Genomic DNA, 21,344 nt, shown 5'->3' on the forward strand with positions numbered 1-21,344 from the left:
CTCGCGCTGGGTGGGATAACCCCGCAACACTCTGGGGCGCTCCCAATACTTGCTCAGTCAGTGCTGACGTTCGCTCATGCTCTGCTTGGCAGTAAACCTATTAAGACCCGTCCACTAGGGACGGTATTCTGGCGTTTTAGAGGTGAACAACGTGGAGCTTTTATCTGGCGCTGAGATGGTCGTCCGCTTCTTGCGTGACGAAGGCGTTAAGCACATCTACGGGTACCCTGGTGGTGCTCTCCTGCATGTTTACGACGCCCTGTTCAAAGAACCGGAAGTCGAGCACATCCTGGTTCGTCACGAGCAGGCCGCTACCCATATGGCGGACGGCTACGCCCGCGCCACCGGCAAGGCCGGTGTGGTGCTGGTAACCTCCGGCCCGGGCGCGACCAATGCCATCACCGGTATTGCCACCGCTTACATGGACTCGATTCCGATGGTCATCCTGTCCGGCCAGGTGCCTAGCACCATGGTGGGTACCGATGCCTTCCAGGAAACCGACATGATCGGCATCTCGCGGCCGATCGTGAAGCACAGCTTCATGATCAAACATGCCACCGAGATCCCTGAAATCCTGAAAAAAGCCTTCTACCTGGCGCAATCCGGCCGCCCAGGCCCGGTCGTGGTCGACATTCCAAAAGATATGACCAACCCGGCCGAGAAGTTCGAATACGTTTACCCGAAGAAGGTCAAGCTGCGCTCCTACAGCCCGGCAGTGCGTGGCCACTCCGGCCAGATCCGCAAGGCTGCCGAGATGCTGCTGGCTGCCAAGCGTCCGATCGTTTATGCCGGTGGCGGTGTGATCCTCGGTGGCGGCTCCGAAGCGCTGACCGAAATCGCCAAGTCGCTGAACCTGCCAGTCACCAATACCCTGATGGGCCTTGGCGGCTTCCCGGGTACCGACCGCCAGTTCCTGGGCATGCTCGGCATGCACGGCAGCTACACCGCCAACATGGCCATGCACAATGCCGATGTGATTTTCGCGGTCGGCGCGCGTTTCGATGACCGCGTGGTCAATGGCCCGGCCAAGTTCTGCCCGAATGCCAAGATCATTCACATCGACATCGACCCTGCGTCGATCTCCAAGATGATCAAGGCCGACGTGCCGATCGTGGGCCCGGTCGACAGCGTTTTGAGCGAGATGCTGGGCATCCTCAAGGAAATCGGCGAGCAGCCAGACAAGGCCGCGGCCGATGCCTGGTGGAAGCAAATCGACGAATGGCGCGGTAATGGCGACCTGTTCCCGTACAACAAGGGCGACGGCAGCGTCATCAAGCCGCAGACCGTCATCGAGACCTTGTGCGAAGTGACCAACGGCGATGCCTTCGTCACCTCCGACGTCGGCCAACACCAGATGTTCGCGGCGCAGTACTACCGCTTCAACAAGCCGAACCGCTGGATCAACTCCGGTGGCCTGGGCACCATGGGGTTCGGTTTCCCCGCGGCCATGGGCATCAAGCTCAATTTCCCGGATCAGGACGTGGCCTGCGTGACGGGCGAAGGCAGCATCCAGATGAACATCCAGGAGCTGTCCACCTGCATGCAGTACGGCCTGCCGGTGAAGATCGTCAACCTGAACAACGGCGTGCTGGGCATGGTCCGTCAGTGGCAGGACATGGCCTACAACGGCCGCCACTCGCACTCCTATGTCGAGTCGCTGCCTGACTTCATCAAGCTGGCCGAGGCCTATGGCCATGTGGGTATCCGCATCACCAGCCTGAAGGACCTCAAGCCCAAGCTCGAGGAAGCCTTCGCGATGAAGGACCGCCTGGTGTTCATCGACATCGCGGTCGACCGTACCGAGCACGTCTATCCGATGCAGATCAAGGATGGCTCGATGCGTGACATGTGGCTGAGCAAGACGGAGCGTACCTGATATGCGGCACATCATTTCCCTGCTGCTGGAAAACGAACCCGGAGCTCTGTCCCGCGTGGTCGGCCTGTTCTCCCAGCGCAACTACAACATTGAAAGCCTGACCGTGGCGCCTACCGAAGACCCGACCTTGTCGCGTCTGACGCTGACCACCGTTGGCCATGATGAAGTGATCGAACAGATCACCAAGAACCTCAACAAGCTGGTCGAAGTGGTCAAGCTTGTCGACCTGTCGGAAAGCGCTCACATCGAGCGTGAACTGATGCTGGTCAAGGTCAAGGCCACCGGTGCCCAGCGTGCCGAGATCAAGCGCACCACGGACATCTTCCGTGGCCAGATCGTCGACGTTACCGCCAGCGTGTACACCGTGCAGCTCAGCGGTACCAGCGACAAACTGGACAGCTTCATCCAGGCCATCGGCACTGCATCGATTCTCGAAACCGTGCGCAGTGGCGTCACCGGCATTGCCCGTGGCGACAAAGTGCTCAGCATCTGAATTCAAAAATTAGCGATGGCTCCGTAGGGGCCGAGATATAACCAGGGGTATTTCATGAAAGTTTTCTACGATAAAGACTGCGACCTTTCCATCATCCAGGGCAAGAAAGTCGCCATCATCGGTTACGGTTCTCAGGGCCACGCTCAAGCGTGCAACCTGAAGGACTCTGGTGTAGACGTTACCGTCGGTCTGCGTAAAGGTTCGGCTACCGTTGCCAAGGCTGAAGCCCACGGCCTGAAAGTGGCCGATGTTGCCACCGCCGTCGCTGCTGCCGACCTGGTCATGATCCTGACTCCGGACGAGTTCCAGGGCGCTCTGTACAAGAACGAAATCGAGCCGAACATCAAGAAGGGCGCCACCCTGGCCTTCTCCCACGGTTTCTCGATCCATTACAACCAGGTCGTTCCACGTGCCGACCTCGACGTGATCATGATCGCGCCGAAGGCCCCGGGCCACACCGTGCGTTCCGAGTTCGTCAAAGGCGGCGGTATCCCTGACCTGATCGCTATCTACCAGGACGCCTCCGGCAACGCCAAGAACGTCGCCCTGTCCTACGCTTCGGGCGTTGGTGGCGGCCGCACCGGCATCATCGAAACCACCTTCAAGGACGAGACCGAAACCGACCTGTTCGGTGAGCAGGCCGTTCTGTGCGGCGGTACCGTCGAGCTGGTCAAAGCCGGTTTCGAAACCCTGGTGGAAGCTGGCTACGCGCCGGAAATGGCCTACTTCGAGTGCCTGCACGAGCTGAAACTGATCGTCGACCTCATGTACGAAGGCGGTATCGCCAACATGAACTACTCGATCTCCAACAACGCCGAGTACGGTGAGTACGTCACCGGTCCCGAAGTCATCAACGAAGAATCCCGCAAGGCCATGCGCAACGCTCTGAAGCGCATCCAGGACGGCGAGTACGCGAAGATGTTCATCTCCGAAGGCGCCACCAACTACCCATCGATGACCGCCAAGCGTCGCAACAACGCCGCTCACGGTATCGAAGTCATCGGCGAGCAACTGCGTTCGATGATGCCGTGGATCTCGGCTAACAAAATCGTCGACAAGACCAAGAACTGAGTCTTATCGAATGATGAAAAACGCGGCTTCGGCCGCGTTTTTTCGTTCTGGCATTCAGCTTCTGGTATAAAGCAGACCAGTGGCCTGCCGTCAGAACCTGTTTCGCGGGCCCGTGTCGAACATTTTCCATCCTGTTGCAAGGTACCCTCCATGAGCGAACGTCCCGAAGAGCCGAACAAGCCCTCCGACGCCGAAAGCCTGCTACCTGTCGATGAGCACGTTGAAGAAGGGCATGATGCCGAAGGGCGCAAGGTGCGCCATCGCGGTATCTATCTGTTGCCCAACCTGTTCACCACCGCCAACCTGTTTGCCGGTTTCTACTCCATCATCAACTCGATGAGCGCGCAGAGCGCCCTCAGTGCTGGCGACCCGCGCGAGGCGAGCAAGTACTTTGCCTTTGCCGCCATCGCCATCTTCGTGGCCATGGTGCTCGACGGCCTCGATGGCCGCGTCGCCCGCATGACCAACACCCAGAGCGCCTTTGGGGCCGAGTACGATTCGTTGTCGGACATGGTCGCCTTCGGCGTGGCCCCGGCCCTGCTGGCCTTCGGCTGGGCGCTGGGCGATATGGGCAAGGTCGGCTGGATGGTCGCCTTCATCTATGTCGCTGGCGCCGCGCTGCGCCTGGCGCGTTTCAATACCCAGGTCGGGACTGCTGACAAGCGCTACTTCATCGGCCTGGCCAGCCCGGCTGCCGCTGGGGTGGTGGCCGGCACCGTGTGGGCCTTCAGCGACTATGGCATCCAGGGGTCCAAGTTGTCGTTCCTGGTGGCACTGCTGGTTGCCGCTGCCGGTATGCTGATGGTCAGCAACATCAAGTACAACAGCTTCAAGGAGCTCGACCTCAAGGGGCGCGTGCCGTTCGTGGCGATCCTGGCGGTGGTGCTGGTGTTTGCCGTGGTATTCAGCGATCCGCCGCGCATCCTGCTGCTGATCTTCCTCGCCTACGCCGCTTCCGGCCCGATCCAGTTCCTGCTCAAAGGCCGCCATCGTAAATCTTGAATGATTTAATGATGGAATAACCCTGCGGCTCCATAGTCTTACTGGTACATCCGCTAACCAGTGCTGTGGAGCCGTCATGCTTATAAAGCTTCCCAGGTCTTCCGATTGCAAGGCATCGGAGATCACGCCCGAAAGCATCTACCTTTCCCGTCGTACCCTGCTGGGTGGCTCCATGGCCGCCGTTGCGCTGGGGGCGATGCCCTTTGCCGCGCGCGCGGCCCAAGCGTCGCGTTACGCAGATGTCGAGGCAGGCAACGCGCCGGCCTGGTTCACCAGCAAGCTGGCTGAAACGCGTTGGCAAGCCGTGACGGTAAAAGACGAGGCGATAACGCCCTTCAAGGATGCCACGCATTACAACAACTTCTATGAGTTCGGGCCTGATAAAGGCGACCCAGCCGCCAATGCCGGGAGCCTGAAGACCGAGCCCTGGTCGGTGGTGGTCGATGGCGAGGTTGGCAAGCCCGGGCGCTATGCGCTGGAAGATTTTGTCAAACCCTACGCGCTTGAAGAGCGTATCTATCGGTTGCGCTGCGTGGAGGCCTGGTCAATGGTCATCCCCTGGCTGGGCTTTCCCCTGGCCCAGGTGCTCAAGCAGGTTGAGCCGACTTCGAAGGCGCGCTATGTGCGGTTCGAGACCCTGCAGGATCCGCAAAACATGCCGGGGCAGCGTTCGGGCTTCGCCTTGATCGATTGGCCTTATGAGGAGGGCTTGCGCCTGGACGAGGCGATGAATCCCCTGGCGATCCTGGCGGTCGGCATGTATGGGCGGGAGCTGCCCAACCAGAACGGTGCGCCCCTGCGGCTGGTGGTGCCGTGGAAGTATGGGTTCAAGAGCATCAAGTCGATCGTGCGAATCAGCTTGGTGGCCGAACGGCCGCGCACCACCTGGGAGAGCCTTGCGCCTGATGAATATGGTTTCTATGCCAACGTGAACCCTGAGGTCGATCACCCGCGTTGGAGCCAGGCGCGCGAGCGGCGCCTGCCCAGTGGCCTGTTCAGCCCCAATGTGCGACAGACACAGATGTTCAATGGCTACGCCGATGAAGTGGCGTCGCTGTACGCTGGCCTCGACCTGCGGAAGAACTATTGATGCGTTATCCCTGGCTGCGCCTGGCGATCTTTATCGTCGGTTGTGCGTTTCCGCTGTGGTGGTTGTATGAGGCGGCCATGAACCTGCTTGGACCGGACCCGGGGAAGATCCTTATGGATCGGCTTGGGCTGGGGGCGTTGATCTTCCTTTTGATCACGCTGAGCATGACGCCGCTGCAGAAGCTGACGGGGTGGTCGGGTTGGATCGTTGTGCGTCGGCAGCTGGGGTTGTGGTGTTTTGCCTATATCGTGTTGCACCTCCTTTGCTACCTGTTCTTTATCCTGGGGCTGGATTGGGGGCAGTTTGCCGTCGAGCTGCGCAAGCGGCCGTACATTATTGTGGGGGCGCTCGGCTTCCTGGGTTTGCTGGCGCTGGCGGTGACTTCCAATCGCTACAGCCAGCGGCGCTTGGGCGCACGCTGGAAGAAACTGCACAAGCTGGTTTATGTGATTCTCGGGTTGGGCCTGCTGCATTTCCTGTGGATCGTGCGCTCCGATCTCCGTGAGTGGGCGATCTATGCAGCCATCGGGGTCTTGTTGATGGTGCTGCGGGTGCCAGCGGTGGCGCGGCGCGTGCCTCGAATCATGGGGCGGCGGGGAAGGGTGGCTTCGTAGGTGCTACAAGATGACGTCAAACCATCGTTGCGCTTTATTGAGCCACTTCCGTCTATGTGTCATTTTCTTGAAATTAAAGGTTGACGCCCTCTCGATTCCCCTTATAATGCGCCCCACTTCCAGCGTAGTCGGAACGAGAAACTCCTTGAAATTCAATGGGTTACTTAATCCAGGTAGTGCTGGAGGTGTTTCGGTCATCTGATCGATAGCGGTTGAAATGGTGGTTGACAGCGCTTCTAAACGCTGTATTATTCGCCTCCCGCTACGAGAGATCGAAGCGAGCCAAGTGTTTGAAGCTAAACGAGTTTCTCGCAAAAAACTTCAAAATAAACGCTTGACAGGCTCTGAGGAAAGCGTAGAATGCGCGCCTCGGTTGAGACGAAACGATCTTAACCAAACGCTCTTTAACAAATCGAATCAAGCAATTCGTGTGGGTGCTTGTGAGTACGGACTGATAGTCAAAAAGATTATCAGCATCACAAGTGACCATGCGAGAAATCACATAGTCATTTGAGATTGCTGAGCCAAGTTTAGGGTTTCTTAAAAACCCAAGCAGTATTGAACTGAAGAGTTTGATCATGGCTCAGATTGAACGCTGGCGGCAGGCCTAACACATGCAAGTCGAGCGGATGACGGGAGCTTGCTCCTTGATTCAGCGGCGGACGGGTGAGTAATGCCTAGGAATCTGCCTGGTAGTGGGGGACAACGTTTCGAAAGGAACGCTAATACCGCATACGTCCTACGGGAGAAAGCAGGGGACCTTCGGGCCTTGCGCTATCAGATGAGCCTAGGTCGGATTAGCTAGTTGGTGGGGTAATGGCTCACCAAGGCGACGATCCGTAACTGGTCTGAGAGGATGATCAGTCACACTGGAACTGAGACACGGTCCAGACTCCTACGGGAGGCAGCAGTGGGGAATATTGGACAATGGGCGAAAGCCTGATCCAGCCATGCCGCGTGTGTGAAGAAGGTCTTCGGATTGTAAAGCACTTTAAGTTGGGAGGAAGGGCATTAACCTAATACGTTAGTGTTTTGACGTTACCGACAGAATAAGCACCGGCTAACTCTGTGCCAGCAGCCGCGGTAATACAGAGGGTGCAAGCGTTAATCGGAATTACTGGGCGTAAAGCGCGCGTAGGTGGTTTGTTAAGTTGGATGTGAAAGCCCCGGGCTCAACCTGGGAACTGCATCCAAAACTGGCAAGCTAGAGTACGGTAGAGGGTGGTGGAATTTCCTGTGTAGCGGTGAAATGCGTAGATATAGGAAGGAACACCAGTGGCGAAGGCGACCACCTGGACTGATACTGACACTGAGGTGCGAAAGCGTGGGGAGCAAACAGGATTAGATACCCTGGTAGTCCACGCCGTAAACGATGTCAACTAGCCGTTGGAATCCTTGAGATTTTAGTGGCGCAGCTAACGCATTAAGTTGACCGCCTGGGGAGTACGGCCGCAAGGTTAAAACTCAAATGAATTGACGGGGGCCCGCACAAGCGGTGGAGCATGTGGTTTAATTCGAAGCAACGCGAAGAACCTTACCAGGCCTTGACATGCAGAGAACTTTCCAGAGATGGATTGGTGCCTTCGGGAACTCTGACACAGGTGCTGCATGGCTGTCGTCAGCTCGTGTCGTGAGATGTTGGGTTAAGTCCCGTAACGAGCGCAACCCTTGTCCTTAGTTACCAGCACGTTATGGTGGGCACTCTAAGGAGACTGCCGGTGACAAACCGGAGGAAGGTGGGGATGACGTCAAGTCATCATGGCCCTTACGGCCTGGGCTACACACGTGCTACAATGGTCGGTACAGAGGGTTGCCAAGCCGCGAGGTGGAGCTAATCTCACAAAACCGATCGTAGTCCGGATCGCAGTCTGCAACTCGACTGCGTGAAGTCGGAATCGCTAGTAATCGCGAATCAGAATGTCGCGGTGAATACGTTCCCGGGCCTTGTACACACCGCCCGTCACACCATGGGAGTGGGTTGCACCAGAAGTAGCTAGTCTAACCTTCGGGAGGACGGTTACCACGGTGTGATTCATGACTGGGGTGAAGTCGTAACAAGGTAGCCGTAGGGGAACCTGCGGCTGGATCACCTCCTTAATCGACGACATCAGCCTGCTGATGAGCTCCCACACGAATTGCTTGATTCTTTGTATAAAGACGATGCTGTAACGCGACCCTGTTATAGGTCTGTAGCTCAGTTGGTTAGAGCGCACCCCTGATAAGGGTGAGGTCGGCAGTTCAAATCTGCCCAGACCTACCAATTACTTGGTGCGGCCTAGAAAATACGGGGCCATAGCTCAGCTGGGAGAGCGCCTGCCTTGCACGCAGGAGGTCAGCGGTTCGATCCCGCTTGGCTCCACCACTCTTTCAGGTTGTACAGCTTTCAGAACTTAGAAATGAACATTCGGTGATGAATGTTGATTTCTGACTTTTGTCAGATCGTTCTTTAAAAATTCGGATATGTGATAGAAATAGACTGAACACCAGTTTCACTGCTGGTGGATCAGGCTAAGGTAAAATTTGTGAGTTCTGCTCGAAAGAGCAACATGCGAATTTTCGGCGAATGTCGTCTTCACAGTATAACCAGATTGCTTGGGGTTATATGGTCAAGTGAAGAAGCGCATACGGTGGATGCCTTGGCAGTCAGAGGCGATGAAAGACGTGGTAGCCTGCGATAAGCTTTGGGGAGTCGGCAAACAGACTGTGATCCAGAGATCTCTGAATGGGGGAACCCACTCAGCACAAGCTGAGTATCTTGTACTGAATACATAGGTGCAAGAGGCGAACCAGGGGAACTGAAACATCTAAGTACCCTGAGGAAAAGAAATCAACCGAGATTCCCTTAGTAGTGGCGAGCGAACGGGGACCAGCCCTTAAGTTGATTTGAGATTAGTGGAACGCTCTGGAAAGTGCGGCCATAGTGGGTGATAGCCCCGTACACGAAAATCTCTTATCAATGAAATCGAGTAGGACGGAGCACGAGAAACTTTGTCTGAACATGGGGGGACCATCCTCCAAGGCTAAATACTACTGACTGACCGATAGTGAACCAGTACCGTGAGGGAAAGGCGAAAAGAACCCCGGAGAGGGGAGTGAAATAGAACCTGAAACCGTATGCGTACAAGCAGTGGGAGCCTACTTTGTTAGGTGACTGCGTACCTTTTGTATAATGGGTCAGCGACTTATATTCAGTGGCGAGCTTAACCGAATAGGGGAGGCGTAGCGAAAGCGAGTCTTAATAGGGCGTTTAGTCGCTGGGTATAGACCCGAAACCGGGCGATCTATCCATGGGCAGGTTGAAGGTTAGGTAACACTGACTGGAGGACCGAACCGACTACCGTTGAAAAGTTAGCGGATGACCTGTGGATCGGAGTGAAAGGCTAATCAAGCTCGGAGATAGCTGGTTCTCCTCGAAAGCTATTTAGGTAGCGCCTCATGTATCACTGTAGGGGGTAGAGCACTGTTTCGGCTAGGGGGTCATCCCGACTTACCAAACCGATGCAAACTCCGAATACCTACAAGTGCCGAGCATGGGAGACACACGGCGGGTGCTAACGTCCGTCGTGAAAAGGGAAACAACCCAGACCGTCAGCTAAGGTCCCAAAGTCATGGTTAAGTGGGAAACGATGTGGGAAGGCTTAGACAGCTAGGAGGTTGGCTTAGAAGCAGCCACCCTTTAAAGAAAGCGTAATAGCTCACTAGTCGAGTCGGCCTGCGCGGAAGATGTAACGGGGCTCAAACCATGCACCGAAGCTACGGGTATCACCTCTGGTGATGCGGTAGAGGAGCGTTCTGTAAGCCTGTGAAGGTGAGTTGAGAAGCTTGCTGGAGGTATCAGAAGTGCGAATGCTGACATGAGTAACGACAATGCGAGTGAAAAACTCGCACGCCGAAAGACCAAGGTTTCCTGCGCAACGTTAATCGACGCAGGGTTAGTCGGTCCCTAAGGCGAGGCTGAAAAGCGTAGTCGATGGAAAACAGGTTAATATTCCTGTACTTCCAGTTATTGCGATGGAGGGACGGAGAAGGCTAGGCCAGCTTGGCGTTGGTTGTCCAAGTTTAAGGTGGTAGGCCGAGATCTTAGGCAAATCCGGGATCTCAAGGCCGAGAGCTGATGACGAGTTGCCTTTAGGCGACGAAGTGGTTGATGCCATGCTTCCAAGAAAAGCTCCTAAGCTTCAGATAACTGGGAACCGTACCCCAAACCGACACAGGTGGTTAGGTAGAGAATACCAAGGCGCTTGAGAGAACTCGGGTGAAGGAACTAGGCAAAATGGCACCGTAACTTCGGGAGAAGGTGCGCCGGTGAGGGTGAAGGACTTGCTCCGTAAGCTCATGCCGGTCGAAGATACCAGGCCGCTGCGACTGTTTATTAAAAACACAGCACTCTGCAAACACGAAAGTGGACGTATAGGGTGTGACGCCTGCCCGGTGCCGGAAGGTTAATTGATGGGGTTAGCGCAAGCGAAGCTCTTGATCGAAGCCCCGGTAAACGGCGGCCGTAACTATAACGGTCCTAAGGTAGCGAAATTCCTTGTCGGGTAAGTTCCGACCTGCACGAATGGCGTAACGATGGCGGCGCTGTCTCCACCCGAGACTCAGTGAAATTGAAATCGCTGTGAAGATGCAGTGTATCCGCGGCTAGACGGAAAGACCCCGTGAACCTTTACTATAGCTTTGCACTGGACTTTGAATTTGCTTGTGTAGGATAGGTGGGAGGCTTTGAAGTGGGGACGCCAGTTCTCATGGAGCCATCCTTGAAATACCACCCTGGCAACTTTGAGGTTCTAACTCAGGTCCGTTATCCGGATCGAGGACAGTGTATGGTGGGTAGTTTGACTGGGGCGGTCTCCTCCCAAAGAGTAACGGAGGAGTACGAAGGTGCGCTCAGACCGGTCGGAAATCGGTCGTAGAGTATAAAGGCAAAAGCGCGCTTGACTGCGAGACAAACACGTCGAGCAGGTACGAAAGTAGGTCTTAGTGATCCGGTGGTTCTGTATGGAAGGGCCATCGCTCAACGGATAAAAGGTACTCCGGGGATAACAGGCTGATACCGCCCAAGAGTTCATATCGACGGCGGTGTTTGGCACCTCGATGTCGGCTCATCACATCCTGGGGCTGAAGCCGGTCCCAAGGGTATGGCTGTTCGCCATTTAAAGTGGTACGCGAGCTGGGTTTAGAACGTCGTGAGACAGTTCGGTCCCTATCTGCCGTGGACGTTTGAGATTTGAGAGGGGCTGCTCCTAGTACGAGAGGACCGGAGTGGACGAACCTCTGGTGTTCCGGTTGTCACGCCAGTGGCATTGCCGGGTAGCTATGTTCGGAAGAGATAACCGCTGAAAGCATCTAAGCGGGAAACTTGCCTCAAGATGAGATCTCACTGGGATCTTGAATCCCCTAAAGGGCCGTCGAAGACTACGACGTTGATAGGTTGGGTGTGTAAGCGCTGTGAGGCGTTGAGCTAACCAATACTAATTGCCCGTGAGGCTTGACCATATAACACCCAAGCAATTTGCTTCTGCAGATTGCGGTGGTGAAGATGATACGAACCGAAAGTTCGCAACGAACCACAAATATCGCATATCCGGATTCGCTGGGCTGTCCATCTGGACATTCTGGCTACAGAATTTCTTGACGACCATAGAGCATTGGAACCACCTGATCCCATCCCGAACTCAGCAGTGAAACGATGCATCGCCGATGGTAGTGTGGGGTTTCCCCATGTGAGAGTAGGTCATCGTCAAGATTCATTTCGCAAAACCCCTATCTGCGCGAGCAGGTAGGGGTTTTGTCTTTTCTGGCTTTTACAGATCCCGGACTCGGCGGTTAGCCGTGATATCGTTCCCATCAGCCCGAACTGCCTTCAGAGAACCATCAATGGCCAACCCGACTTCACTCCACCCCGGCTTCATGATCGTGCACGGCAACCGCCTGGACGACTTGCGCAGCCTGGTGGTGAGCTGGATGCGGCGCTATCCGCTGGCCCCCCTGGAAAACGAAATTGCTCTGGTGCAGAGCAATGGTATCGCCCAGTGGCTCAAGCTGGCCTTGGCCGAGGACCCGCTCGAAGATGACCAAGGCGGCTGTGGGATCGCTGCTGCCATCGAAGTGCAGTTGCCAGGCAGCTTCATGTGGCAGTTGTACAGAAAAGTCCTCGGGCGTGACGAAATCCCGGAAGTCTCCCTGCTCGACAAGGCCCCGCTGACCTGGCGACTCATGCGTTTGCTACCCGCGTTGATCGAGCGCCCGCATTTCGAGCCGTTGCGACGCTTCCTCACTGACGACGGCGATCTGCGCAAACGCTATCAGCTTGCAGAGCGCCTGGCTGACCTGTTCGACCAATACCAGGTCTATCGTGCCGACTGGCTGAAGGACTGGGCTGCCGGGCAGCACGTCCTCAATACGGCCCGTGGCGAACGCAAGCCTCTGGCGCCTGGCAACCGCTGGCAGGCAGAGCTGTGGCGGGCCCTGCTCGAGGATGTGGGTGAACAAGGCATGGCCCAGAGCCGGGCAGGGGTGCACCAGCGGTTCATCGAACGTATCAACAGCCTTGAGCAGCCCCCTGCGGGCCTGCCTTCACGGGTAATCGTATTCGGTATCTCATCCCTGCCTGCCCAAGCCTTGGAAGCGCTGGCAGGCCTCGCACGCTTCAGCCAGGTATTGCTGTGTGTGCACAATCCTTGTCGCCACCACTGGGCGGACATCGTCGCGGACAAGGATCTGCTGCGCCACCAGTACAAGCGCCAGCAACGCAAACAGGGCATGCCCGTGCAACTGGATGACGAGTCCTTGCACCAGCACGCCCACCCCTTGCTGGCCGCCTGGGGCAAACAGGGGCGGGACTACATCAACCTGCTCGACAGTTATGACGACCCAGGCAGCTACCAGGGCGCATTCAGCGACGGGCGCATCGACTTGTTCAGCGAAAGCGAGCCGACGACACTGCTCAAGCAGCTGCAGGACGATATCCTCGAACTGCGCCCGCTTACCGAAACCCGTGAGCTGTGGCCTGAGGTGGTTCTGACAAAAGACCGCTCCATCCGCTTCCACATCGCCCACAGCCCACAGCGCGAAGTCGAGATCCTGCACGACCAGTTGTTGGCCCGCTTCAGTGCCGACCCCACCCTGCGCCCGCGTGACGTCATTGTCATGCTCCCGGCGATCGACACCTATGCACCGCATATCCGCTCCGTGTTCGGCCAGCTCCAGCGTAACGACCCGCGTTACATCCCCTTTACCCTGACCGATCAGGGCCAGCGCGGGCGGGATCCCTTGCTGATTGCCCTGGAGCATCTGCTCAAGCTGCCAGACAGCCGTTTCGCCGTCAGCGAGGTGCTCGATCTGCTGGACGTACCGGCTGTGCGAGCCCGTTTCGGGATCCGCGAAAGCGACCTGCCCACGCTGCACCGCTGGATCGAAGGTGCCGGTATCCGCTGGGGGCTCAATGCCGAGCAGCGAGCGGCCTTGGGCCTGCCCGAAGGCCTTGAGCAGAACAGCTGGCGGTTCGGCCTGCGGCGTATGTTGTTGGGTTATGCCGTCGGTATGGGGGAAGGCTGCGACGGTATCGAACCCTACGACGAAATCGGCGGGCTGGATGCTGCGCTGATCGGCCCGTTGGTGGCGTTGCTCGACGCCCTGGATGTGGCCAACCATGCCCTCTCGCAGCCAGCCACTGCTGCCCAATGGGGCGAGCGGCTGAACGCGTTGTTGCAAGTGTTCTTCCTGGCAGAAGGGGAACATGACGAGTTCCTGCTCATGCAACTGCAGGAGCTGCGCGATAGCTGGCTGGAGGTGTGCGAGACTGTCGGCTTGCAAGACGTGCTACCTCTCACCGTCATACGCGAGGCGTGGTTGTCGGGCCTGGATCAGGGCAAGCTGTCCCAGCGCTTTCTTGCCGGTTCGGTAAACTTTTGCACCCTCATGCCAATGCGTGCCATCCCGTTCCGGGTGGTCTGCCTGCTGGGCATGAATGATGGCGATTACCCGCGCGCCCAGCAGCCGCTGGACTTCGACCTGATGGCCAGTGATTACCGCCCCGGCGACCGCTCGCGCCGGGAGGATGACCGTTACCTGCTGCTCGAGGCGTTGTTGTCCGCGCGCGATCAGCTATATATCAGCTGGGTCGGCCGGAGCATCCGCGACAACAGCGAGCGTCCGGCATCCGTGCTCATAGGCCAACTGCGCGATCACCTGGCTGCAGCTTGGCGGCTGGCCGGTGGCAGGGACAGCCAGCACGCGGGCGAGCAGTTGTTGCATGGGTTGACGCAAGAGCACCCGCTGCAGCCCTTCAGCCCGCGTTATTTCCAGAAAGGCAGCGCGTTGTTCAGTTACGCCCATGAATGGCAGCTGCTGCACCAGGTCAGCGATGAGGGCGAACAGGCAGACATTGGCCTGCCACCCTACGTGGGCGATGAAGCCCTGACGCTCACACAACTGCAGGATTTTCTGCGTAATCCGGTGCGGCACTTCTTCAGCCAGCGGCTGAAAGTGTTTTTCGAGGCGCTGGAGGCGCCGACGCCAGATGAGGAGCCGTTCGTCCTCGACGCCCTGCAGCGCTACAGCGCCAGCGAAAGCCTGCTCGGGGCGGCGCTGGCCGACCCGGAAAACGCCGAGCATGCGCTACAAGCCCAGGCGCGCCGGCTGCAGGCATGCGGCATGCTGCCGTTGGCCGGGTTCGGTGAGCTTTTACAGGCCGAACTGATTCAGCCGCTGCCCGATCTGCTGCAACGCCATCGCCAGTTGTTGCAGCGCTGGCCCGAGGTGGTGGAGGGCGCGCTGCCGATCAATTTCGAGCAGGGCAGTCATCGCCTGGAGGGCTGGCTTGGCCGGGTCTACCAGGCCGCCGACCAAAGCCTGTTGAGCATCACCACGGTGCCCAACACCATCAGCGCCGGGCGTAACAGTCTCAAGTGGCACCGGCTGATCGCCAGTTGGGTCATGCACCTGGCGGCGTGCGCCGAAGGCTATCCGCTGTATAGCGCCCTGTTGGCCAGCGACATCACCTTGCTGCTTGCGCCACTGTCACAACACCAAGCTGCTGAGCAGCTCGGCCATTTGCTGGTGTCACGCCAGGCCGCAATGAATGCGCCGCTGCCGGTTGCCGCCAAGACAGCGTTCGCCTGGCTGGCCCAGGACGATCCTGACAAAGCCCTCGCCGCAGCCGCCCGTGCTTACGAAGGTGATGGCCGCACCAGTTTCGGTGAGCGCAGCGAAAGCCTGGCCCTGGCCCGACAATTCCGTGACTTCGCCGCACTCAGTGCCGACGAAACCTTTGAAGGCTGGTGCGAAACCCTGTACCGCCCGTTATACAGCGCAGCCTGGCAGACGCTGGGCAACCCGGAGAGTGGCGCATGACCCAGGTCCGTCCCCTGGCACTGAGTTTCCCCCTGCACGGCAGCCAACTGATCGAAGCCAGTGCCGGTACCGGCAAGACGTTCACGATTTCAGCCCTTTACCTGCGGCTGATACTTGGCCATGGCGGCGAGCACGCTTTTGCCCGCGAACTGCTGCCACCGCAGATCCTCGTGGTGACCTTCACCGATGCAGCCACCAAGGAACTGCGCGAGCGTATTCGCGCGCGCCTGGCCGAGGCTGCACGCTTCTTTCGCGGCGAGCTGCCAGAAGCCGACCCGCTGTTGCACCAGCTACGTGACGATTATCCACAGGAGCACTGGCCTCGCTGCGCCAACCGCCTGGAGATCGCCGTACAGTGGATGGACGAAGCGGCAGTCTCGACCATTCATGGCTGGTGCCAGCGCATGCTTCGCGAACATGCCTTCGACAGCGGCAGCCTGTTCACCCAGAGCCTGGAAACCGACCACAGCGACCTGCTTGGCCAGGTCATGCGCGACTACTGGCGGCGTTTCTGCTACGGCATGCACGGCGCGGCGCTGGGCTGGGTGCGCAGCCATTGGGGCAGCCCCGATGCACTGTTGCCCCGGATCCGCCCATTGTTTGGTCGCGTGCGTGCCCAGCAGGATGAGCAAGAACCGCAAGCGCTGATCGATGCAGCGCTGCTGGAGCGCGCCGATCAGTTGTACCAACTCAAAGCCCCATGGGCGCAGTGGGCCGAGCAGTTGCAACAGATCTGCCGGGACGCCGTCGCCGCCAAGCAGGTCGACGGGCGCAAACTGCAGGCGCGCTTCTTCGAACCCTGGTTCGACAAGTTACGCGCCTGGGCTGCTGATGATCAGATAGTGGAGCTTGACCTAGGGACTGGCTTTACGCGCCTGACCCCGGCAGGCATGGCCGAAGCCTGGAAAATCGGTGAGCCTCCAGATCACCCGGCCTTGCACGCCATGCACGATCTGCCACAACAGCTACAGGCCTTGGCCAGTCCCGATGCCCGCCTGCTCGAGCACGCCGCCGCCTGGGTTTCGGCGCGCTTCGAGGTGGAAAAGCGCCGCCGCGCCGAGATGGGCTTCGACGATATGCTGCTGCGCCTGCAACATGCGTTGGCCAGTGAAGCCGGCGAGAGGTTGGCAGGCCTGATTCGCGAACAGTTCCCGGTAGCCCTGATCGACGAATTCCAGGATACCGACCCTGTTCAGTACGGCATCTTCGAGCGCATCTACCGCATCAGCGAAAATCGTGAGGAAACCGGTCTGTTCATGATCGGCGACCCCAAACAGGCCATCTATGCCTTCCGTGGCGCCGACATTTACACCTACCTGTCCGCGCGGCGCGCCACCGCCGGACGGCTGCACAGCCTGGACACCAATTACCGCTCCAGTGAAGCAATGGTGGCCGCTGTCAATCAGGTGTTCCTGCAGGCCGAAGCCCGTGAGCAAGGGCGGGGCGCCTTCCTGTTCCGCGAAGGCCATGACAACCCGTTGCCGTTCATCGAGGTACGCGCCAAGGGGCGCAGCGAACGCCTGTTGATCGACGGCCAGGCAATCCCGGCCCTGCAGTGCTGGCAATTGGAGAGCGAAGACCCCGTCTCCAGCACACTGTACCGGCAGCAACTGGCGGCCAGCTGCGCCAGCCACATCGTCGCCCTGCTCAACAGTGCCCAGCGCGGCCAGAGCGGTTTCAGCAAGGCTGACGGCGAACTGCGCCCGTGCCTGCCCTCTGACATCGCCATTCTCGTACGTGACGGCCATGAGGCGCAGTTGGTGCGAGCCGAACTTGCCGCCCGTGACGTTCGCAGCGTGTACCTGTCCGACAAGGACTCGGTCTTCGCCGCCCAGGAAGCGCATGACCTGCTGGCCTGGCTCAAGGCTTGCGCCGAGCCGGACTCCGAGCGCCTGCTCAAGGCCGCCTTGGCCAGCCTGACCCTGGACCTGTCGCTGGCCGAGCTGGACCACTTGAACCAGGACGAGCGGGTCTGGGAGGACTGGGTCATGCGTTTTCGCCGCTACCGCGACACCTGGCAGCGCCAAGGCGTACTACCGATGTTGCGGCACCTGCTGCACGATTTTCAGTTGCCGCATACGCTCGTTGCCCGCAGCGATGGCGAGCGGGTGTTGACCAACCTGCTGCACCTGGCGGAGCTGCTGCAGCAAGCGGCGGGCGAACTGGATGGCGAGCAAGCGCTGATCCGCCACCTGGCCGAGCACTTGGCCAACGCCGGCCAGGCCAGTGAAGACCAGATCCTTCGTCTGGAGAGCGACGAACAGCTGGTCAAGGTGGTGACCATCCACAAATCCAAAGGCCTGGAATACCCCTTGGTCTACCTGCCGTTCATCTGCACCAGCAAACCGGTCGACGGTAGTCGCCTGCCGCTGGCCTGGCACGACAGCCAAGGGCAGGCGCAACTGACCCTGACCCCCGACCCGACGCAGATTGCCTTGGCCGATGATGAGCGCCTCGCGGAAGACCTGCGCCTGCTCTACGTGGCCCTCACCCGTGCCCAGCATGCATGCTGGCTGGGCGTTGCCGACCTCAAGCGCGGTAACCAGAAAAGTTCGCAGCTGCACCGCTCCGCTCTCGGCTATCTGCTTGGCGGCGGTGAACCGCTGCAGGGCTCGGCGCAACTGGCGGACTGGCTGCAGAGCTTGCTGGCCGGCTGCCCGCACATTGCCTGCCCCGGCCTGCCAGAGGCAGACGAACAGCGCTACCGGACGCCCCATGCCGAACGCGAGCTGCAGCCTGCACGCAAGCCTCGTCGTGCAGCAGCGGAGCATTGGTGGATCGCGTCCTACAGCGCCTTGCGGGTGGGTGAACAGACACTGGGTGCCGACAGCTCCCTGGCCCAGCAGTTGCTCGACGATGAGGCGGGTGCTATTCAGCTGCCCCGCGAGGTGCCCGCCGACGGCGGCGACATCCACCGCTTCCCACGCGGGCCGAACCCCGGCACCTTCCTCCATGGTTTGCTCGAGTGGGCCGGGCGCGAAGGCTTCGCCGAGGTCGCCGCCAACCCCAAACTGGTCGAGCGCACCGTCGGCCAGCGCTGCAACCGGCGCGATTGGACTGGCTGGATCCCGGCACTGAGCCACTGGTTGCAGCAACTGCTGAACGAGCCACTGCCTGCCCGTGACATGAGCCTGAGGTTGGCGCAGTTGCAGCACTATCAGATAGAAATGGAGTTCTGGTTCGCCAGCCATCAGGTCGATGCCCAGCAGCTTGACCAGTTGGTCGCCCGCCACACCCATCCAGGTGCAGCGCGCCCCGCAGCTCAGCCGACGCTGCTCAACGGCATGTTCAAAGGCTTCATCGACCTGGCGTTCGAGCTCGATGGCCGCTATTACGTGGCCGACTACAAGTCCAACTGGCTTGGCCCGGATACCCAGGCCTATGACACGCCGGCCATGGAAAAGGCGATCCTGGAGCACCGCTACGACTTGCAGTACGTGCTTTATCTGCTGGCCCTGCATCGCCAGTTGCGTGCCCGGCTGCCCGATTACGATTATGACCAGCATGTGGGCGGTGCGCTGTTCATCTTCTTGCGCGGCGCCAGCAGCAGCGGCCACGGCGTGTACTTCGCCAAGCCGCCACGTGAGTTGATCGAAGCACTCGATGCGCTGTTCCGTGGCGTGCATGCGCCTCAACAACACGACCTGTTCGCCGGAGCTGCGCCATGAGTCGCACCCTTGATGACCTCTTGCCTACGCCACTGAACGCCGAGCACCTGCTGACGCTGGCGCCACAACGCAACAGCGCAGACCTGCTGCAACTGCTCGACCGCTGGGTTGAGCGCGGCTGGTTGCGGGCCCTGGACCGTGCATTCGTGTCCTTTCTGGAAGAGCGCGCCCCCGGCAGCGATCCGCTGTTGCTGCTGGCCGCTGCCTTGGCCAGCCATCAGCTGGGCCACGGGCATGTCTGCCTGGACCTGCAGCAAACCCTGGCCGAGCCGGATTTCGCCCTGTCGCTGCCGCCGGAAGGCGATGCCCTGGCAGGGCCGTTGCTGCTGCCGTCGCAGTTGCTCGCCAACCTCGACCTGCACACCTGGCGCAAGCGCATTGCCGCCAGCACCCTGGTGGCGGCTGGCGATACCCCTGGCCATGAGGCCCGGCCATTGGTGATCAGCGGTGAACGTCTCTACCTGCGCCGCTACTGGAGTTACGAGCGGCAGATCGACGAAACCCTGCGCCAGCGCCTGGGCCAAGACGAGGCCACCCCCGCAGACCTGCCTGCGCGCCTGGCGCAGTTGTTTGATGAAGGTGCTCTGGCCGGTCAGGTGGATTGGCAGAAACTGGCGTGTGCCCTGGCTACCCGCGCCGGCTTCAGCATCATTACCGGTGGGCCGGGCACCGGCAAGACCACCACGGTGGTGCGCCTGCTGGCCTTGCTGCAGGCGCCTGCAGTCGAACAGGGCAGGCCACTGCGCATCCGCCTTGCCGCGCCCACCGGCAAGGCTGCAGCGCGCCTGACCGAATCCATCGGTCAGCAGGTCGAGCGTTTGCAGGTCAGTGCCGATGTCCGCCGGCAGATTCCTACCGATGTCAGTACCGTGCACCGGCTGCTCGGCAGCCGCCCGGGCTCTCGCCACTTCCGTCACCATGCAGGCAACCCGCTGCCGCTGGATGTGCTGGTGGTGGATGAAGCCTCGATGATCGACCTCGAAATGATGGCCAACCTGCTCGATGCCTTGCCCCCCAAAGCCCGGTTGATCCTGTTGGGTGACAAGGACCAGCTGGCCTCGGTCGAGGCGGGCGCGGTGCTGGGCGACCTGTGCCGGGATGCCGAAGAGGGCTGCTACTCACCCGCGACCCAAGCATGGCTGGAGCAGATTGGCGGTCAGTCGCTGGCCGAGAGCGGGCTGAAGGCCGGCGACGCGCAACGCAACCCATTGGCCCAGCAAGTCGTGATGCTGCGTTTTTCCAGGCGCTTTGGCGAAGGCAGCGGCATCGGCCAGCTGGCGCGCCTGGTCAACCGCCAGCAAGCCCAGGCGGCCCGCGATCTGTTGACGATGCCGCCGGCCGATGTATTCGGCCTGGCCCTGCGCGGCGAGCACGACCGCGCCTTTGATCGGCTGATACTCGACGGGCTGAACCGCGGCGCCGATGGGCCACAAGGCTATCGCAGCTACCTGCGCACCATTGGCCGGCATCGTCCGGCGCCTGGCAGTGCGTTCGACGATCCGCTCTGGGAGCAGTGGGCTGGCAAGGTGCTGCGCAGCTTTGAGGACTTCCAGTTGCTGTGCGCGGTGCGCAGGGGCGCCTGGGGGGTCGAAGGGCTCAATGAGCGGGTGGCGCGAGTGCTGCACAGCGCCGGGCTGATCGACAGCCAGCAGCCTTGGTATGAAGGGCGCCCGGTATTGGTGACGCGTAACGACTACGGTCTGGGCCTGATGAACGGTGACATCGGCATCGCCCTGCGCTTGCCGGACGAGCAGGGCGAGCCGCTGCTGCGTGTGGCCTTCCCACGCAACGACGGCAGTGGCGGGGTGCGCTTCGTGCTGCCCAGCCGGCTCAACGAGGTGGAAACGGTGTTCGCCATGACCGTCCACAAGTCTCAGGGCTCTGAATTCAGCCACACCGCGTTGGTACTGCCCGACGCGCTCAACCCGGTGCTCACCAAAGAGCTGGTATACACCGGTATCACCCGGGCCAAGCATTGCTTCAGCCTGGTCGAGCCACGGCAGGGCATCTTCGAAGAAGCGGTGGCGCGCAGGGTGCGGCGTATCTCCGGTTTGATGCTCGAGCAGGTGTGATGCATTGCTGTGGACGCTGCCGTGCGCCGTGATAGGGCGCTTCCCCAGCGATAACGGCGTTGTGCTATCGTTGCGCCACATCTGAAGGGACTTAAGAGATTTCC

The 21,344-nt window shown here is 59.6% G+C and carries 9 protein-coding genes, 2 tRNA genes and 3 rRNA genes; all 14 read left to right on the top strand.

Features of this window, described 5'->3' with window-relative positions; translation table 11 throughout:
• Nucleotides 1–151 precede the first annotated feature (151 nt).
• The 14 genes from OSW16_RS03920 (at nt 152) to recD (ending at nt 21,240) form a co-directional block, all read left to right on the top strand.
• Complete coding sequence (locus tag OSW16_RS03920) at nt 152–1,876, top strand: acetolactate synthase 3 large subunit (RefSeq protein ID WP_241803816.1); 1,725 nt, start codon at nt 152–154, stop codon at nt 1,874–1,876.
• Between the two features lies 1 nt (nt 1,877).
• Nucleotides 1,878–2,369 carry an acetolactate synthase small subunit gene (gene ilvN, locus OSW16_RS03925; RefSeq protein ID WP_003250040.1) on the top strand — a complete coding sequence of 164 codons (492 nt, stop codon included), beginning with the start codon at nt 1,878–1,880 and terminating at the stop codon, nt 2,367–2,369.
• A 54-nt stretch (nt 2,370–2,423) separates the two neighbouring features.
• A complete protein-coding gene (gene ilvC / locus OSW16_RS03930) occupies nt 2,424–3,440 on the top strand; it encodes a ketol-acid reductoisomerase (protein WP_012312686.1) in 1,017 nt (338 codons plus the stop codon).
• A 150-nt stretch (nt 3,441–3,590) separates the two neighbouring features.
• On the top strand, nt 3,591–4,442 hold the full coding sequence (gene pssA, locus OSW16_RS03935) for a CDP-diacylglycerol--serine O-phosphatidyltransferase (RefSeq protein WP_012312687.1): 852 nt from the start codon (nt 3,591–3,593) through the stop codon (nt 4,440–4,442).
• 76 nt (nt 4,443–4,518) lie between these two features.
• Nucleotides 4,519–5,532 carry a protein-methionine-sulfoxide reductase catalytic subunit MsrP gene (gene msrP / locus OSW16_RS03940; protein ID WP_267820895.1) on the top strand — a complete coding sequence of 338 codons (1,014 nt, stop codon included), beginning with the start codon at nt 4,519–4,521 and terminating at the stop codon, nt 5,530–5,532.
• Complete coding sequence (gene msrQ, locus OSW16_RS03945) at nt 5,532–6,146, top strand: protein-methionine-sulfoxide reductase heme-binding subunit MsrQ (protein ID WP_267820897.1); 615 nt, start codon at nt 5,532–5,534, stop codon at nt 6,144–6,146. The genes msrP and msrQ overlap by 1 nt, the downstream gene beginning before the upstream one ends.
• A gap of 560 nt (nt 6,147–6,706) precedes the next feature.
• A 16S ribosomal RNA gene (locus OSW16_RS03950) occupies nt 6,707–8,243 on the top strand.
• An 86-nt stretch (nt 8,244–8,329) separates the two neighbouring features.
• A tRNA-Ile gene (locus OSW16_RS03955) sits at nt 8,330–8,406 on the top strand.
• A 26-nt stretch (nt 8,407–8,432) separates the two neighbouring features.
• Nucleotides 8,433–8,508, top strand: a tRNA-Ala gene (locus tag OSW16_RS03960).
• Nucleotides 8,509–8,750: 242 nt separating this feature from the next.
• Nucleotides 8,751–11,642 (top strand): 23S ribosomal RNA (locus OSW16_RS03965).
• A 134-nt stretch (nt 11,643–11,776) separates the two neighbouring features.
• Nucleotides 11,777–11,892: ribosomal RNA gene (rrf, locus tag OSW16_RS03970) — 5S ribosomal RNA — on the top strand.
• Together the 16S, 23S and 5S rRNA genes with 2 tRNA genes alongside form the textbook arrangement of a ribosomal RNA operon.
• A 131-nt stretch (nt 11,893–12,023) precedes the next feature.
• Nucleotides 12,024–15,500 carry an exodeoxyribonuclease V subunit gamma gene (gene recC, locus OSW16_RS03975; RefSeq protein ID WP_267820899.1) on the top strand — a complete coding sequence of 1,159 codons (3,477 nt, stop codon included), beginning with the start codon at nt 12,024–12,026 and terminating at the stop codon, nt 15,498–15,500.
• On the top strand, nt 15,497–19,168 hold the full coding sequence (gene recB / locus OSW16_RS03980) for an exodeoxyribonuclease V subunit beta (protein WP_267820901.1): 3,672 nt from the start codon (nt 15,497–15,499) through the stop codon (nt 19,166–19,168). Before recC ends, recB begins: the two co-directional genes overlap by 4 nt.
• Nucleotides 19,165–21,240, top strand: a complete 2,076-nt coding sequence (gene recD, locus OSW16_RS03985) for an exodeoxyribonuclease V subunit alpha (RefSeq protein ID WP_241806517.1) — start codon at nt 19,165–19,167, stop codon at nt 21,238–21,240. The genes recB and recD overlap by 4 nt, the downstream gene beginning before the upstream one ends.
• Nucleotides 21,241–21,344: the final 104 nt, after the last annotated feature.

The sequence above is a fragment of the Pseudomonas putida genome, assembly GCF_026625125.1.
In the GTDB taxonomy this organism is placed as follows: Bacteria; Pseudomonadota; Gammaproteobacteria; order Pseudomonadales; family Pseudomonadaceae; genus Aquipseudomonas; species Aquipseudomonas putida_X.

Coding starts and splice junctions, on each gene's coding strand:
- ilvN (WP_003250040.1), top strand. CDS start 1,878: ATGCGGCACATCATTTCCCTGCTGCTGGAAAACGAACCCGGAGCTCTG.
- ilvC (WP_012312686.1), top strand. CDS start 2,424: ATGAAAGTTTTCTACGATAAAGACTGCGACCTTTCCATCATCCAGGGC.
- pssA (WP_012312687.1), top strand. CDS start 3,591: ATGAGCGAACGTCCCGAAGAGCCGAACAAGCCCTCCGACGCCGAAAGC.
- msrP (WP_267820895.1), top strand. CDS start 4,519: ATGCTTATAAAGCTTCCCAGGTCTTCCGATTGCAAGGCATCGGAGATC.
- msrQ (WP_267820897.1), top strand. CDS start 5,532: ATGCGTTATCCCTGGCTGCGCCTGGCGATCTTTATCGTCGGTTGTGCG.
- recC (WP_267820899.1), top strand. CDS start 12,024: ATGGCCAACCCGACTTCACTCCACCCCGGCTTCATGATCGTGCACGGC.
- recB (WP_267820901.1), top strand. CDS start 15,497: ATGACCCAGGTCCGTCCCCTGGCACTGAGTTTCCCCCTGCACGGCAGC.
- recD (WP_241806517.1), top strand. CDS start 19,165: ATGAGTCGCACCCTTGATGACCTCTTGCCTACGCCACTGAACGCCGAG.